Source organism: Methylobacterium sp. M6A4_1b (assembly GCF_053345175.1).
Genome location: NZ_JBKEZQ010000012.1, coordinates 104,611 through 119,824 on the forward strand (window position 1 = coordinate 104,611; position 15,214 = coordinate 119,824).

Annotated in this window: 13 protein-coding genes; 9 read left to right on the forward strand and 4 right to left on the reverse strand. The window is 71.1% G+C overall.

What is annotated here, in order from left to right:
* Positions 1–12 precede the first annotated feature (12 nt).
* From mltA to ACLBWX_RS13880, 8 genes are all read left to right on the forward strand, one after another.
* Positions 13–1,203 (forward strand): murein transglycosylase A, encoded by a 1,191-nt coding sequence (gene mltA / locus ACLBWX_RS13845; RefSeq protein WP_447677632.1) that lies wholly within the window; start codon positions 13–15, stop codon positions 1,201–1,203.
* Positions 1,200–1,862, forward strand: coding sequence for a Smr/MutS family protein (locus ACLBWX_RS13850; RefSeq protein WP_447677633.1), 663 nt, complete (start codon positions 1,200–1,202; stop codon positions 1,860–1,862). Before mltA ends, ACLBWX_RS13850 begins: the two co-directional genes overlap by 4 nt.
* 326 nt (positions 1,863–2,188) lie before the next feature.
* A complete protein-coding gene (rho, locus tag ACLBWX_RS13855; RefSeq protein ID WP_431739897.1) occupies positions 2,189–3,454 on the forward strand; it encodes a transcription termination factor Rho in 1,266 nt (421 codons plus the stop codon).
* Positions 3,455–3,588: 134 nt separating this feature from the next.
* A complete protein-coding gene (mnmE, locus tag ACLBWX_RS13860; RefSeq protein ID WP_447677634.1) occupies positions 3,589–4,905 on the forward strand; it encodes a tRNA uridine-5-carboxymethylaminomethyl(34) synthesis GTPase MnmE in 1,317 nt (438 codons plus the stop codon).
* 116 nt (positions 4,906–5,021) lie between these two features.
* Positions 5,022–6,902, forward strand: a complete 1,881-nt coding sequence (gene mnmG / locus ACLBWX_RS13865) for a tRNA uridine-5-carboxymethylaminomethyl(34) synthesis enzyme MnmG (protein ID WP_447677635.1) — start codon at positions 5,022–5,024, stop codon at positions 6,900–6,902.
* Positions 6,892–7,530 (forward strand): 16S rRNA (guanine(527)-N(7))-methyltransferase RsmG, encoded by a 639-nt coding sequence (gene rsmG, locus ACLBWX_RS13870; RefSeq protein ID WP_447677636.1) that lies wholly within the window; start codon positions 6,892–6,894, stop codon positions 7,528–7,530. Before mnmG ends, rsmG begins: the two co-directional genes overlap by 11 nt.
* Positions 7,527–8,375, forward strand: coding sequence for a ParA family protein (locus tag ACLBWX_RS13875; RefSeq protein WP_447677637.1), 849 nt, complete (start codon positions 7,527–7,529; stop codon positions 8,373–8,375). Before rsmG ends, ACLBWX_RS13875 begins: the two co-directional genes overlap by 4 nt.
* Positions 8,376–8,446: 71 nt before the next feature.
* Positions 8,447–9,346 (forward strand): ParB/RepB/Spo0J family partition protein, encoded by a 900-nt coding sequence (locus ACLBWX_RS13880; protein WP_447677668.1) that lies wholly within the window; start codon positions 8,447–8,449, stop codon positions 9,344–9,346.
* Between the two features lie 13 nt (positions 9,347–9,359).
* Here the strand turns inward: ACLBWX_RS13880 and holA are convergent, their stop codons facing one another.
* The 3 genes from holA to leuS form a co-directional block, all read right to left on the reverse strand.
* On the reverse strand, positions 9,360–10,388 hold the full coding sequence (gene holA / locus ACLBWX_RS13885) for a DNA polymerase III subunit delta (protein ID WP_447677638.1): 1,029 nt from the start codon (positions 10,386–10,388) through the stop codon (positions 9,360–9,362).
* A gap of 13 nt (positions 10,389–10,401) precedes the next feature.
* Complete coding sequence (gene lptE, locus ACLBWX_RS13890) at positions 10,402–10,977, reverse strand: LPS assembly lipoprotein LptE (RefSeq protein ID WP_447677639.1); 576 nt, start codon at positions 10,975–10,977, stop codon at positions 10,402–10,404.
* Positions 10,978–11,102: 125 nt separating this feature from the next.
* Positions 11,103–13,709, reverse strand: coding sequence for a leucine--tRNA ligase (gene leuS, locus ACLBWX_RS13895; RefSeq protein ID WP_447677640.1), 2,607 nt, complete (start codon positions 13,707–13,709; stop codon positions 11,103–11,105).
* A gap of 263 nt (positions 13,710–13,972) precedes the next feature.
* Between leuS and ACLBWX_RS13900 the strand changes: the two genes are divergently transcribed.
* Positions 13,973–14,689: a YggS family pyridoxal phosphate-dependent enzyme gene (locus tag ACLBWX_RS13900; protein WP_447677641.1), complete on the forward strand. Its 717-nt coding sequence runs from the start codon at positions 13,973–13,975 to the stop codon at positions 14,687–14,689.
* A gap of 9 nt (positions 14,690–14,698) precedes the next feature.
* On the opposite strand, the gene ACLBWX_RS13905 is transcribed toward ACLBWX_RS13900, so the two are convergent.
* Positions 14,699–15,127, reverse strand: coding sequence for a MarR family winged helix-turn-helix transcriptional regulator (locus tag ACLBWX_RS13905; protein WP_447677642.1), 429 nt, complete (start codon positions 15,125–15,127; stop codon positions 14,699–14,701).
* Positions 15,128–15,214 lie beyond the last annotated feature (87 nt).

Genomic DNA, 15,214 nt, shown 5'->3' on the forward strand with positions numbered 1-15,214 from the left:
GCACAAGGTCGCGTGAACCGGTTCTCCCGTCCCGCGGCGGTTCTCCTCGCCGCCCTCAGCCTCCCCTCCCCCGGCTCGGTCGCCCCCGCGGCCGAGCCGTTTCGCGTGGGCGAGGCCGTGCTGGAGCCCGTCGAGGCCGCGGCCCTGCCGGGCTTCCCCGGCCCCGACGCCGCCGGGGTGCTCGCGGCCTTCCGCCGGACCTGCCGGACCCCGCCGGCGACGCCCCAGCCTCCCACCGTCGCGGGCGCGCCCGACGCGCTCCGGTCGGCCTGCGCCCGGGCCGAGACCGTGCCCGAGTCCGAAGCGGCGCGCTTCTTCGCCGAGGCCTTCACGCCCTACCGGATCGTGAGACCCCCGGCCGGCGGCAACCCGGAGCGGCGCACGGGCTTCCTCACCGGCTACTTCGAACCGGAACTCGTCGGGGCTGCCGCCCCGAGTGCGGATTTCACCGCCGCGGTGCTCGCCCGCCCCGACGATCTCGTCGGCCTGGAGCCCGGCGAGACCCGGCCCGGCCTCGACCCGTCCTTGCGCGCCGCGCGCCGGGTCGGCGACGGGTTCGAGGCCTATCCCGACCGGGCCGCCATCGAGGACGGCGCCCTGGGCGCGCGCGCGCGGCCCCTCCTCTACCTGCGCGACGCCGTCGACCTGTTCGTGCTCCAGGTTCAGGGCTCCGGCCGGGTCCGCCTGACCGACGGGCGCTCGGTCCGGGTGCTCTATGACGGCCGCAACGGCCGGCCCTACACCTCCATCGGCAAGCTCATCGTGGCGGAGGGGCACCTGCCCCTGGACGGCCTCACCCTGGCGCGCTGGACCGGCTGGCTGCGGGCGAACCCGCAGCACGCGACCCGGCTGATGCGGGCCAACGCCTCCTACATCTTCTTCCGCCTCGCCGAGATCGACGACCCGAACCTCGGGCCGCCCGGCGGCGCCGGCGTGCCCCTGAGCCCCGGCCGGAATCTCGCGGTGGACGCCACCCTCTGGCGCTACGGCCTGCCGTTCTGGCTCGAGGGCCGGATCGCCGGGTCCGCCGATCCGGGGCGGCTCGTCGTCGCCGCCGATACGGGCTCGGCCATCGTCGGCCCGGCGCGCGGCGACCTCTACCTCGGCACCGGCGCGCAGGCGGGGATCGCCGCCGGCAATCTGCGCGACGCCGTCGGCTTCGTCGTGCTGCTTCCGAAATCGGAAGCCGGATCCGCCCCATGAAGACGCCCCGGCGCCCGCGCGGCCTCTCCGGCGAGGACGCCTACCTGTGGGGCGAGATCGCCCGGCTGATCACGCCCCTGCGCGACCGCATCACGGGGCGGGGGGCGGCGGGACAGCCGCTGGCCGCCACGCCCGTTCCGGCGACGGCGTCCGCGTCGGCCAAGGGGGTGCCGCTCAAGCCCGCCGCCGCGAAGCCGGTTCCTGCGAAGCCCGCGCCGCCCAAGCCGATGCCGCGGACCCTCGCCAAGCGCGCCGCGCTGAAGCCGAGCCCGCCGCCGGCTCCGCCCGCGCTCGTCCTGGCACCGGCGCCGCCGACGGCGCCGGGCCTGGAGCGCCGCGCCCGCCTCGCCCTGCGCCGGGGCGCCCTCCAGGTGGATGCCCGGATCGACCTCCACGGGATGTACCAGGCGCAGGCGCATGGGGCCCTGATCGGCTTCCTGATGCGGGCGCGCGCGGCCGGCCACACCCACGTGCTCGTGGTCACCGGCAAGGGTGGCCCGACCTACGACGACGCCTTCTCCGAGCGCGGCGTGCTCCGCCGCAGCGTGCCCCACTGGCTGCGCGCGCCGGAGCTGCGCAACGTGGTCCTCGGCTTCGAGGAGGCGGCCCGCCACCACGGCGGCGCCGGGGCGCTCTATGTCCGCCTGCGCCGCCGCTGAAGGGGGGCTGGACGTCGCCCGGCGGACGGACCTTGCGAAAAGCCGAGAAACGCGGTACCGCTGAGGCCTCTCCTCGTTACGCCGCGTTGCATCCGTGAGCCCCTGGCTCCGCCAAGACGATGCGCGGAGCCGTCTTTCCCCAAGGCGGACCGACTGATCGGCGCCGAAACGGCGCCCGGCGACCAAACTCCCCGACTGCCCTTTCCGACCCTCTGCCCCGCCTCGCCCTTCCCGCCGGTTCTGAATCCCCCATGACGTCACCGTACGAGACCCTCCCCGTGGAAAGCCCGGCCGAGGGCGGAATCGTCGCCGCCGATCTCGACGGCATGCGCGAGGTCAAGCTCCAGGACCTCAAGTCCAAGACGCCGACCGACCTGATCGCCTTCGCCGAAGAGGTCGAGGTCGAGAACGCCTCGACCATGCGCAAGCAGGAGCTGATGTTCGCGATCCTGAAGCAACTCGCTGCCAAGGAGGTCGAGATCATCGGCGCCGGCACCGTCGAGGTGCTGCAGGACGGCTTCGGCTTCCTGCGCTCGTCCGATTCGAACTATCTGCCGGGTCCCGACGACATCTACATCTCGCCGACGCAGATCCGGCGCTTCGGCCTGCGCACCGGCGACACCGTCGAGGGACCGATCCGCGGCCCCAAGGACGGCGAGCGCTACTTCGCGCTGCTGAAGGTCAACACGATCAACTTCGAGAACCCGGAGAAGATCAAGCACAAGGTCCATTTCGACAACCTGACGCCGCTCTTCCCGACGCAGCGCTTCAAGCTCGAACTGGACAATCCGCCCAAGAAGGACTTCTCGCCGCGGATCATCGACATCGTCGCCCCGATCGGCAAGGGCCAGCGCGCCCTGATCGTGGCGCCGCCGCGGACCGGCAAGACCGTGCTGATGCAGAACATCGCGCAGTCGATCACCATCAACCACCCGGAATGCTACCTCATCGTGCTGCTCATCGACGAGCGGCCCGAGGAGGTGACCGACATGATCCGCTCGGTGAAGGGCGAAGTCATCGCCTCGACCTTCGACGAGCCGGCCACCCGCCACGTGCAGGTCGCCGAGATGGTGATCGAGAAGGCCAAGCGCCTCGTCGAGCACGGCCGCGACGTGGTCATCCTGCTGGATTCGATCACCCGCCTCGGCCGCGCCTACAACACCGTGGTGCCCTCCTCCGGCAAGGTGCTGACCGGCGGCGTCGACGCCAACGCCCTGCAGCGGCCCAAGCGCTTCTTCGGCGCCGCCCGCAACATCGAGGAGGGCGGCTCGCTCTCGATCATCGCCACCGCGCTCATCGACACCGGCTCGCGCATGGACGAGGTGATCTTCGAGGAGTTCAAGGGCACCGGCAACTCCGAGATCATTCTCGACCGCAAGGTCTCCGACAAGCGCATATTCCCGGCCATCGACATCACCCGCTCGGGCACCCGCAAGGAAGAGCTCCTGGTACCGCCGGATGCGCTCAAGAAGACCTACGTCCTGCGCCGGATCCTCAACCCGATGGGCGTCACGGACGCGATCGAGTTCCTGATGGACAAGCTGCGCCAGACGAAGAGCAACAACGATTTCTTCGACTCGATGAACACCTGAGATCCATCCGGCCGGACCCGGGCACAGGGTGTCCCGGATCCGGCCAAGCTCTTCTTTTCCTTCGACGATTTCCAGCTGAAACGATCTTTTTAGCTGGTTAACGACTCGTTGCCGGCGTCCGGGACGTCGCTCCCATGCCCGAGCCAACCACCCTCTTCGCGCCCGCCACCGGTTCCGGCCGGTCGGCCGTCAGCGTCATCCGGATCAGCGGCCCGGCCTCGGCCGAGGTGATCCGGTCCCTCGCGGGTCCCCTCCCCGCCCCCCGACGCCTGTCCCTTCGCACCCTGCGCGCGCCCGACGGCACGCGGCTCGACCAGGCCCTCGTCGCCTGGATGCCGTCGCCGGGGAGCTTCACCGGCGAGGACATGGCGGAGCTCCACCTGCATGGCGGCGTCGCGGTTCGCAGTGCGGTCCTGCGGGCGCTGGCCGAGATCCCCGGCTGCCGACTGGCCGAACCCGGGGCGTTCACCCGCCGTGCCTTCCTCAACGGCCGCCTGGACCTGACCGAAGCCGAGGGGATCGCCGACCTGATCGATGCCGAGACCGAGGCGCAGCGGCGCCAGGCCCTGCGCCAGCTCGACGGCGCCCTCGGCAAGACCGTGGCCGCTTGGCGCCATCGCCTGATCGACCTGCTCGCCGGCGTGGAAGCGGCCCTGGATTTCTCGGACGAGGGAGACGTCGACGACGCGGCCCTGGACGCTACCCTGGCCGACAAGGCGCGAAGGATCCGTGACGAGGTCTCGGCGGTGCTCGCCGATGCCCGGCGCGGCGAGCGTCTGCGCGAGGGCTTCACCGTCGTCCTCGCCGGACCGCCGAACGCCGGCAAGTCGACCCTTCTGAACGCATTGAGTCGACGCGAAGTGGCCATCGTCTCCGCGACGCCCGGGACGACGCGCGACGTCATCGAGGTCCGCTGCGATCTCGGCGGCCTCCCGGTGATCCTCGTCGATACCGCGGGCCTGCGGGCGGCGAGCGACGCCATCGAGGCGGAGGGCATTCGCCGAACGCGGGTGCGGATGGAGCAGGCCGACCTCGTCGTTCTGCTGGAAGGTCCGGAGACGGAAGCGGAGTCGGTCATGCCCCCGCTCGACGGACCGGTCCTGCGCGTCCGCACCAAATGCGATCTCGATCCGGCCATTTCCCTCCCGGACAGCCGGATCGGCATTTCCGCACGGACGGGGGCGGGGCTCGATCGGCTGATGGCGGCGATCGAGGTGCGGGCGACCGAGGCCGTGGGAAGCGGCGATGCCCTGGTCACGCGCGAGCGTCACCGGCTCGGACTGACCCGCTGCCGCGAACATCTCGACCGCCTGCTGGCCGGCGCGGCTCTGCCCGAACTCGCCGCCGAAGACCTGCGGCTCGCCGTGCGGGCGCTCGGCGAGGTGGCGGGGCATGTGGGCGTCGAGGAGATGCTGGACAGGCTGTTCTCCGGGTTCTGCATCGGCAAGTGAGCGTGCCGATCCGCGCCCTGTGACCGTGGGGGCACAAGGCTCCGGTTTCACGTGAAAACCACGCTGCGGCGCATCCATGCGTTGACCATCGGCGCACCAGCCGCTTAATCGATCTGATGCACCACACACCTGATTCCTACGACGTCATCGTCGTCGGTGGAGGCCATGCCGGCGTCGAGGCCGCGGCCGCCGCTGCACGGATCGGCGCCCGAACGGCCCTCGTCACCCATCAGGCCGCCACCATCGGCGCGATGTCCTGCAACCCGGCGATCGGGGGTCTGGGCAAGGGTCACCTCGTGTGCGAAGTCGACGCGCTCGATGGCCTGATGGGCCGCGTCGCGGATGCCGCCGGCATCCAGTTCCGGCTGCTGAACCGGCGCAAGGGGCCGGCCGTGCGCGGCCCGCGCACCCAGGCCGACCGCAAGCTCTATGCCCGCGCCATGCAGGCGGCCATCGCCGAGACCGCGAACCTGCACGTGATCGAGGGGGAGGCGGCCGATCTCGGCCTCGCGCGCGGGCGCGTCTCCGCGGTGATCCTCGCCGATGGGCGCACCCTCCCCTGCGGCGCGGTCGTGCTGACCACCGGCACCTTCCTGCGCGGCCTGATCCATATCGGCGAGACCCAGATCCCGGCGGGGCGCGTCGGCGAGGCGCCGTCCGTCGGCTTGGCCCAGACCCTCGACCGCGCCGGCTTCGCCCTCGGGCGCCTCAAGACGGGGACGCCCGCCCGCCTCGATGGCCGCACCATCGACTGGTCCGGCCTGGAGATGCAATCGGCCGACGAGGACCCGGTCCCGTTCTCGACCCTGACGGAGCGGATCACCACCCCGCAGATCCAGTGCGGCATCACCCGCACGACCCAGGCGGTGCACGATCTCATCCGCGCCAACCTGCACCGCTCGCCGATGTATTCCGGCGGCATCGCCAGCCGCGGCCCGCGCTACTGCCCGTCCATCGAGGACAAGGTGGTGCGCTTCGGTGACCGGGACGGTCATCAGATCTTCCTCGAACCCGAGGGCCTCGACGATCCGACGGTCTATCCCAACGGCATCTCCACCGCGCTCCCCGAGAGCGTCCAGCGCGACGTCATCGCCCTGATTCCCGGCCTGGAGCGCGCCGCTATCCTGCGGCCGGGCTACGCCATCGAGTACGACTACGTCGATCCCCGCGCGCTCGACGCGAGCCTTCAGGCCAAGCGGCTGCCCGGTCTGTTCCTGGCTGGCCAGATCAACGGCACCACAGGCTACGAGGAGGCGGCGGGGCAAGGGCTGGTGGCCGGCATCAACGCGGCTCGCCTCGCCGGCGGCTCGGCGCTCACCACCTTCGACCGGGCCGAATCCTATCTCGGCGTGATGATCGACGACCTCGTCACCCATGGGGTGAGCGAGCCCTACCGCATGTTCACCTCGCGCTCGGAATACCGGCTCTCCCTGCGCATCGACAATGCCGACGAGCGCCTGACGCCGAAGGGCGCGACCCTGGGCTGCGTCGGGCAGAACCGCGCCGCGCATTTCGCCGCTTCGCAGGCAACGCTCGATACCGCCCGTGCCCGCCTCGACAGCCTGAGCCTGACCCCGAACCAGGCCCGGTCCGCCGGCATCGAGCTCAACCAGGACGGCATTCGCCGGACGGCCTTCCAGCTCCTGTCCTACCCCGACATCGACTGGGCGCGCCTCTGCGCGGTCTGGCCGGAGCTGGCGCCGGTCCCGCCCCGCGTCGCCGAGCGGCTCTGCACGGATGCGACCTACGCCGTCTATCTCGACCGCCAGCAGGCGGACATCGCCGCCTTCCGCCGCGACGAGGCGGTCGCCCTGCCGATCCGCCTGGATTATGCCGGCATCCCCGGGCTCTCGAACGAGATGCGGTTGAAGCTCGAGGCCGTGCGGCCCGGGACGCTGGGGCAGGCGGCGCGCATCGAAGGCGTGACGCCGGCCGCCCTCACCCTCCTGGCCGCCCATGCCCGCCGGTCCGAGCGCGGGGACCATCATGGCCGCTGATCGCGACCGCGATCGTGTCCTGGCGGCCGCGGGTGTTTCACGTGAAACAGCGCGGCGCCTCGACCTCTATGTCGAGCAGCTGCGGCGCTGGCAGAACGTCAAGAACCTCGTCGGGCCTGCGACCCTCTCCGAGGTCTGGACCCGCCACATCGCCGATGCGCTCCAGCTTCTGCAGATCGCGCCGGAGGCGGAGACCTGGCTCGACCTGGGGGCGGGGGCCGGGCTCCCCGGCCTCGTCCTCGCCATCGCGGGCCACGAGCGTCCCGGGTTTCAGGTCGATCTCGTGGAGAGCAACGCGCGCAAATGCGCCTTCCTCACCGAGAGCGTCCGTCTCACCGGCGCCCCGGCGAAAGTCCACAACGCCCGGATCGAGGGGATCATCGGCGCCCATCGCGGCGTCGCTGTGGTCTGCGCCCGGGCCCTCGCGCCCCTCGCCCAGCTGCTCGCCTGGACGGAGCCGCTGTTGACAACCGGCACGGTCGCCCTGTTTCCGAAAGGGCGGGATGTCCAATCGGAATTGACCGAGGCCGCGCAACGGTGGAGATTCGTTTACGATCTCGTGCCGAGCCGAACCGAGTCGGAAGCGCGGATCGTCCGCGTCACGACCCTATCTCGCGTGGATTCATGACAAGCGATCCGACTCCCGTACCGACGACCGGAGGCAATCCGGATCGGCCGCTGCGCATCCTGGCCCTGGCCAATCAGAAGGGCGGCGTCGGCAAGACGACGACCGCGATCAACCTCGGCACGGCTCTGGCCGCCATCGGCGAGAGCGTTCTGGTGATCGACCTCGATCCGCAGGGCAACGCCTCGACGGGCCTCGGGATCGACCGCCGCCAGCGCAAGGTCTCGACCTACCACGTGCTCGCGGGCGAGGCCTCCCTGGGTCAGGCCTGCATCCCGACGGCCGTGCCGCGCCTGATGGTGGCGCCCTCGACCATGGACCTTCTCGGCCTGGAGCTGGAGATGGCGAGCGCGCCCGACCGGGCGCATCGCCTGCGCAACGTCCTGAAGGGCATCGGCGAAGCCGGAGCCACGGCGGGCGTCACCTACGTGCTGATCGACTGCCCGCCCTCCCTGAACCTCCTGACCATCAACGCCCTGGCCGCCTCCGACGCGGTGCTGGTGCCCCTGCAATGCGAGTTCTTCGCCCTGGAGGGCCTGAGCCAGCTGCTGCGCACGGTCGAGCAGGTACGCGGCGCGCTCAATCCGCGCCTGACCATCCAGGGCATCGTCCTGACCATGTTCGATCCGCGCAACAACCTGTCGGCGCAGGTGGTGGCCGATGTGCGCAGCTTCATGGGCGAGAAGGTCTACGAGACGATGATCCCGCGCAACGTGCGCGTGTCCGAGGCGCCCTCGCACGGCAAGCCCGTGCTGCTCTACGATCTCAAATGCGCGGGCTCGCAGGCCTATCTGCGCCTCGCCTCCGAGATCATCCAGCGCGAGGGGCGCCTGCCCGTCGCCGCGTGACGATGCGGGGGCGCCCTGCCCCCGGTGCGTGACGAGCGTTTCCCAAAGGTTCGGAGTTGAAGCAGGTGGCGATGGCGGATGATGTGGTGCGGCCCCGGCTCGGGCGCGGCCTCGCGGCCCTGATCGGCGATTTCGGTGACGACAACGCCGAGGCGAACAAGTCTCAGGCGCAGCGCAAGGTCGCGGTCGAGTTCCTGCGCCCGAACCCGCGCAATCCGCGCCGCCGCTTCAACGAGTCGGATCTCGAGGAGCTGTCGGCTTCGATCAAGCTGCGCGGCATCATCCAGCCGATCGTGGTCCGCGCCCTGCCCGGCGTGCCCGACACCTACGAGATCGTGGCGGGCGAGCGCCGCTGGCGCGCGGCCCAGCGGGCCGGGCTCCACGAGGTGCCGGTGGTCACGGTGGAGATCGACGACCGGACCTCCCTCGAATTCGCCATCCTGGAGAACGTCCAGCGCACCGATCTCAACGCCATCGAGGAGGCCGCGGGCTACGAGCGGCTGATGAGCGAGTTCCAGTACAGCCAGAGCGAGCTCGCCGAGATCCTCGGCAAGAGCCGGAGCCACCTCGCCAACACCCTGCGCCTGCTGCAGCTCGCCCCGGCCATCCAGGACCGGGTCGTGGCCGGCGAGATCACGGCCGGCCACGCCCGCGCGCTGCTGGCCGTCCGCGATGCCGAGGGCGTCGCCCGCCGGATCGTGGAGGAGGGCCTGTCGGTCCGCGAGGTCGAGGCCCTGGCCTCGGCCGAGGTGCCCGAGGGCGATGGCCCCCGCCCCGGCCGGCCCCGTCGCGCGGCCGAGAAGGACGCCGAGATCCGGACCCTGGAACAGGCCATGGCCCGGGCGCTCGGCATGAACGTGGCGGTGAAGTCGAAGGTGGCGGGCGCGGGCGAGATCCGCATCCGCTACGAGACCGCCGCCGAGCTCGAGGCCCTGTGCCGGCGCTTCGACCTGGGCCAGGCGGAGGCCTGAGCCCGGATCGGATCTATCGCCGCCGGGCGGCCTCGGTGGCGATGCGCAGGAGCGTGCTCGATGCATGGGCGTGGGCCAGGTCCGGGTCCGCGCGGCGGCAGGCGAGCACGGATTCCTGCAGCAGCTGGATCGCGTGCCGCAGGGCAGGGGGCGACCAGCGGGCGAGCTGCGTCTCGACCAGGGCCTTGCGCCGGAAATGCAGACCGCGCCAGTTGGCCACCATCAGGCTGGCGCTCTGCCCGTCCCCCGCGAGCCGCGTGGCCAGCAGCGTCACGGCGTGCCGCAGGGCCGAGCCGAGCATGACGGAGGGATCCATGCCTTCGTGGCGAAAGCGCCTGTAGTCGCGCTCGACCTCGCCGCTGCGCCCGGCGAAGGCGGCATCGATCAGGGTGTTGAGCACGCTGCCGGCCACGTCGCTGACCACCGCCTCGACATCGTCCAGGCTGACGCTGCTCTGGCCCCGGGCGTAGAGAGCGAGCTTCTCGATTTCCGACAGGCTGGCGCCCCTGTCGCCGCCGAGGCTGGTGGCGAGGACGTCCCGGGCTTCGCGGGCGATGCGCAGACCCTGGTCCTGCAGGGTGCGGTCGATGAGGTCGCCGAGCGCCCGCTCGTCGTCCGGGTAGCAGGGCAGGGCGAGGGCCTTCGGGGATTTCTCGCAGAGCGTCCGCAGGGGCGCGCTCTTGGCGAGGTCGCCGCCCTCCACCACGATGTGGGCATTCTGGATCTCGGCCTTGAGGGCGGCCTCCACGGCGGGGGCGTAGTTGCGGCTCCCCGGGCGGACCCAGATCGTCCGGCTCCCGCCGAACAGCCCGACGGTGCCGGCCTCGTCCACGAGGCGGCCGGGATCCTGGGCCAACACGTCGCCATCGATCTTCACAAGGGCGAAGGGATCGCCCGGATCGCTGACGAAGGCTTCCGCCAGCGCCTTGGCGCGGGTGAAGACGAGGCCCGTATCCGGGCCGTAGACGAGCAGGACGGCGATGCGCGGGTCTGGCCCGCGCCGGATCAGGCCATCGACGTCGCTGGCCTTGACGGCGGTCACGGAGCGGGCCGGCTCAGGGCTTGGTCACCAGCACGGACGCGATGCGGGTCTTGATCTGCTCGGCCAGGACCTTGGCGAGGCGGATCTCGGCGTCGCGGGCGGCGCGCAAGCTGGCGAATCGCTGAATCGAGCGGTCGTAGGTGGCGGTCGAGGTCGCCACGCCCTCGCTGATGATCTTCGTGCCGCTGAGGTCTTCCAGGGCGTACTTCACCGTTCCCACGATGGTGCCGGCCTCGGCGCGGCCGGTCTGCGAGGACACGATCGGCGTCTGCACCGACTCGCTGCCCTGCATCTTCAGGCGGTAGCGCTTGGTCGAGGGCTGGCCCGAGCCGTCGAGGTCGAAGATGAGCTCGCTGCGCAGGTAGTGCCCAAGGCGCTCCTGGCCCTGCGCCATCGCCACGTCGTCGACCTGGACGGAGGCGAGGAGGGCGGCCATCGGCTCGCCGGAGGCGGTGGGGCCATAGAGGGGGCGGAAGCAGGCCGACAGGTTGAGCGCCAGGGCCGCGACGGCGGTGACCCGCACGGCCCGACCGACCGTGCCGGTCGCCGCTGCCCGAACCGCCGCTGCCCCGTTTGCCAAGCGCATCATGCCCGCCGCCGTCCCGCTCATTCGTCCCGCCCGTCTGTACGGCGAACCGAGGTCCGACGACAGCCTATTCGGCGCAAGCTTTACGTTTCCTATCCGGCAGGATCATGGTCGCCGGATCGTGGGGCTCAGACGACGAGATTCACGATCCGGCCCGGGACCACGATCACCTTCTTCGGGCTGCGTCCCTCCAGGGCGCGCTGCACCGCCTCGTCGGCGAGCACCAGGGCCTGAACCGCCCCGGCGTCGGCGCTGCGGGGCACCGTGACGTCCGCGCGCTTCTTGCCGTTGAGCTGGACCGGGAGCGTCACGCTGTCCTCCACGAGGAGCGTACGGTCGACCTCCGGCCAGGCCGCCTGCGCCGCCAGGCCGTCGCGGCCCAGCGCCCGCCAGCATTCCTCGGCGAGGTGCGGCATCATCGGGGCGACGAGCTGGGTGAGGATGCCGGCCGCCTCCGCGGCGACGTTCCGCGAGACGCCGCCCCGCATCGCCTCGTCGAGGGCATTGGCCAGGGTGTAGATATGCGCCACGCAGCGGTTGAAGCGCAGGCGCTCCACATCCTCCTCCACGGCGGCCAGGGCCTTGTGGGCCGCCTTGCGCAGGGGGGCGTCGCTCCCGCCCTGCGCCGTCTCGACGGCGCTCGCCAGGGAGACGAGGCGCCAGACCCGCTGGACGAAGCGGGCCGCGCCCTGGACGCCGTCCTCGGTCCAGATCACGTCGCGCTCGGGCGGCGAGTCGGATAGCATGAACCAGCGCGCCGTGTCGGCACCGTAGCTGGCGATGATGTCGTCCGGGTCGACGACGTTCTTCTTCGACTTCGACATCTTCTCGATGGCGCCGATGGCGATCGGCTCCGCCGTTTTCACGTGAAACGCTTCGCGCGTCCCGGATTCGGCCGAGATCCGGATGTCGGCGGGCGGCACCCAGGCCCCGGCCGCGTCCTTGTAGGTCTCGTGGACGACCATGCCCTGCGTGAACAGGCCGTCGAAGGGCTCGGAGACCCCCGACCAGTCGGTGGCCTTCATCGCTCGCATGAAGAAGCGGGCATAGAGCAGGTGCAGGATCGCGTGCTCGATGCCGCCGATATACTGGTCGACCGCGAGCCACTGGTCGACCGCCTTGCGGTCGGTGGGCGCGTCCTGCAACCAGGGCGCGGTGAAGCGGGCATAGTACCAGGACGAATCGACGAAGGTGTCCATGGTGTCGGTCTCGCGCCGCGCCGGCTGCCCGCAGGTGGGGCAGGGGACGTCGCGCCAGGCGTGATCGCGTTCCAGCGGGTTGCCGGGCACGTCGAAGGAGACCTCCTCGGGCAGCTTCACCGGCAGGTCGGCCACCGGCACCGGCACGGGGCCGCAGGTTTCGCAATGGATGATCGGGATCGGGCAGCCCCAGTAGCGCTGGCGCGAGACGCCCCAGTCCCGCAGGCGGAACTGGACCTTGCGCTGCGCCACCGACTCGCCGTCGAGGATCTCCGCCTCCAGGCGGTTGGCCACCGCGTGGAAGGCCTCGTCGGTGGTCATGTCGTCGAGGAAGCGCGAATGGATCATCCGGCCGTCGCCGTCATAGGCGGTGTCGGTGATGACGAAGCTGCCGGCGTCCTGGTCCTCCGGGCAGACCACGGGCGTGTTGCCCAAGCCGTACTTGTTGGCGAAGTCGAGGTCGCGCTGGTCGTGGGCCGGGCAACCGAAGACGGCGCCGGTGCCGTAATCCATGAGCACGAAGTTCGCGACGTAGACCGGCAGCAGCCAGGACGGGTCCAGGGGATGGCGGACCTTCAGGCCGGTGTCGAACCCGAGCTTCTCCGCCGTGTCGATGGCCGCCTGGGCCGTGCCCGTGCGCCGGCATTCCTCGATGAAGGTCTGGAGGGCCGGGTGGGCCGGGGCCAGGGCGGCCGCGATCGGATGGTCGGCGGCGATGGCCAGGAACTTCGCGCCGAACAGGGTGTCGGGCCGCGTGGTGTAGACATTCACCTCGGGATCGACATGCGCCGGCGGCGCCTCCAGGGCGAAGCGGACCTCCAGCCCTTCCGAGCGGCCGATCCAGTTCTTCTGCATCACCCGGACCTTCTCGGGCCAGCGCTCCAGGCCGTCGAGGGCGTCGTAGAGGTCCTGCGCGAAGTCGGTGATCTTGAAGAACCACTGGGTCAGCTCGCGTTGCTCGACCAGGGCGCCCGAGCGCCAGCCGCGCCCGTCGATCACCTGCTCGTTGGCCAGCACGGTGTGGTCCACCGGGTCCCAGTTCACCTTCGCCGTGCGGCGGGTCACCAGCCCCTTGGACAGGAAGTCGAGGAACATGCGCTGCTGGTGCTTGTAGTAGTCGGGATCGCAGGTCGCGATCTCCCGGCTCCAGTCGAGCGACAGGCCCATGCTCTGGAGCTGCCCGCGCATCGTCGCGATGTTGGCGTAGGTCCAGTCGCGCGGGTTGACCTTGCGCTCCATGGCGGCGTTCTCGGCCGGCAGGCCGAAGGCGTCCCAGCCCATCGGATGCAGCACGCTGAAGCCGCGTGCCCGCTTGTAGCGCGCCACCACGTCGCCCATGGCGTAATTGCGCACGTGGCCCATGTGGATGCGCCCCGACGGGTAGGGGAACATCTCCAGCACGTAATACTTCGGACGGCCGTCGTCGTTCTTCGTGGCGTAGATGCCCGCCTCGGTCCAGGCCTGCTGCCAGCGCGGCTCGGTCTCCTTGGCGTTGTAGCGCTCGGGAGCTGGTTTGTGGGCGGGGGTGGTCGTCATGGGCCGGCGCCGGGGTTCTGAGGGTGAGGGGCGGCCCGCGCGGCGCGAGCCTGCCCTGAGAGGCTGGGGTCGGACTACCACGGAGAGGGGAGGGGTCAACACGGGCCGGCGCGGGTCGCCCGCGGGAGCCTCGTCCCGCCCTCCGCGTTCCCTCGCTTGCGGGCCTCTCGCTCGAGCATCCCCTCGAGCATCCCTTGCGGCCCCCGTCCGGAATGGTAGTCCCCGGGCCGACCGCTTCACCGAACGCATCCCACCGAGGCAGCATGGCCGACACGATCTCCGACGCCGTCCCGTCGCCCCCGAACGCCGCCGACGTCGTGGCCGGGCTGGAGGCCGTGCGCCACCAGATCGCCCAGGCGGCGGAGGATGCCGAGCGCGATCCCGCCGCGGTCGCCCTGGTGGCGGTCTCGAAGACGATCCCCGCCGAGGGCATCCTGCCGGCGCTGGAGGCCGGGCAGCGCCTGTTCGGCGAGAACTACGTGCAGGAATCGAAGGCCAAGTGGCCGGCGCTGCGCGAACGCTACCCGGACGTCGAACTCCACCTCGTCGGCCCGCTGCAATCCAACAAGGCCCGGGAGGCGGTGGAGCTGTTCGACGTCGTCCATGGCCTCGACCGGCTCTCCCTGGCCGCGGCCCTGGCCAAGGAGATCGAGCGGGCGGGACGGGCGCCGAAGCTCCTGATCCAGGTCAATACCGGCGACGAGCCGCAGAAGGGCGGCGTCTCGCCGGCCCAGGTCGACACGCTCCTCTCCGAATGCCGCGAGACCCACGGCCTCGCGATCCAGGGGCTGATGTGCATCCCGCCCGCGGATGCCCCGCCTTCGCCGCACTTCGCCCTGCTGGCCCGCATCGCGGAGCGCCACAACCTGCCGATCCTCTCCATGGGCATGAGCGCGGATTATCCCGCCGCGATCCAGATGGGGGCGACGCATGTCCGGGTCGGCACCGCGATCTTCGGCGCGCGCCCGCGCAAGGAATAGGACCCCGCCTCACACGCTCCGCACCACCCGTGCCAGGGCGGCGCGGAGGTCGGACGCCGCCTCAACGCCGTAGCGCGCCTCGAACCCCTCCTGCGCCACGCGCCAGAGCGGTTCGGCCTCGGCGATGCGCCGGTGGCCGGCCTCGGTGAGGTGCAGCGCGCGGGTGCGCCCGTTCGGTCCCGGCCCGACGGCGAGGAGGCCGTCGCGCTCCAGGGGCTTGAGCGCCCGTCCCATGGTGGTGCGGTCCATCGCCATGGCATCGGCGAAGGCGTTGATCGCGATCGGTCCGAGCCGGCGCAGACCCACCAGCATCGCATATTGCGAGGTGCGCAGCCCCGCCGCCGCCAGGTGGCGGTCGTAGAACTGCGTGACCTGCCGGGCGCCCTGGCGGATCGCGTTGCAGTGGCAGAGCACGACGGGGGGAGGCGGCTGGTCCATCGTTCCGTCCATGCGATCGTGACCCTTGCGGATCGGGACCCTTGCAGATCACGGCTCCTGCAGATCACGGCCCTTGTCTAAAGCGTG

Coding starts and splice junctions, on each gene's coding strand:
- mnmG (WP_447677635.1), top strand. CDS start 5,022: ATGCACCACACACCTGATTCCTACGACGTCATCGTCGTCGGTGGAGGC.
- lptE (WP_447677639.1), bottom strand. CDS start 10,977: ATGATGCGCTTGGCAAACGGGGCAGCGGCGGTTCGGGCAGCGGCGACC.
- ACLBWX_RS13905 (WP_447677642.1), bottom strand. CDS start 15,127: ATGGACCAGCCGCCTCCCCCCGTCGTGCTCTGCCACTGCAACGCGATC.
- mnmE (WP_447677634.1), top strand. CDS start 3,589: ATGCCCGAGCCAACCACCCTCTTCGCGCCCGCCACCGGTTCCGGCCGG.
- leuS (WP_447677640.1), bottom strand. CDS start 13,709: ATGACGACCACCCCCGCCCACAAACCAGCTCCCGAGCGCTACAACGCC.
- rho (WP_431739897.1), top strand. CDS start 2,189: ATGCGCGAGGTCAAGCTCCAGGACCTCAAGTCCAAGACGCCGACCGAC.
- ACLBWX_RS13880 (WP_447677668.1), top strand. CDS start 8,447: ATGGCGGATGATGTGGTGCGGCCCCGGCTCGGGCGCGGCCTCGCGGCC.
- rsmG (WP_447677636.1), top strand. CDS start 6,892: ATGGCCGCTGATCGCGACCGCGATCGTGTCCTGGCGGCCGCGGGTGTT.
- ACLBWX_RS13900 (WP_447677641.1), top strand. CDS start 13,973: ATGGCCGACACGATCTCCGACGCCGTCCCGTCGCCCCCGAACGCCGCC.
- ACLBWX_RS13875 (WP_447677637.1), top strand. CDS start 7,527: ATGACAAGCGATCCGACTCCCGTACCGACGACCGGAGGCAATCCGGAT.
- ACLBWX_RS13850 (WP_447677633.1), top strand. CDS start 1,200: ATGAAGACGCCCCGGCGCCCGCGCGGCCTCTCCGGCGAGGACGCCTAC.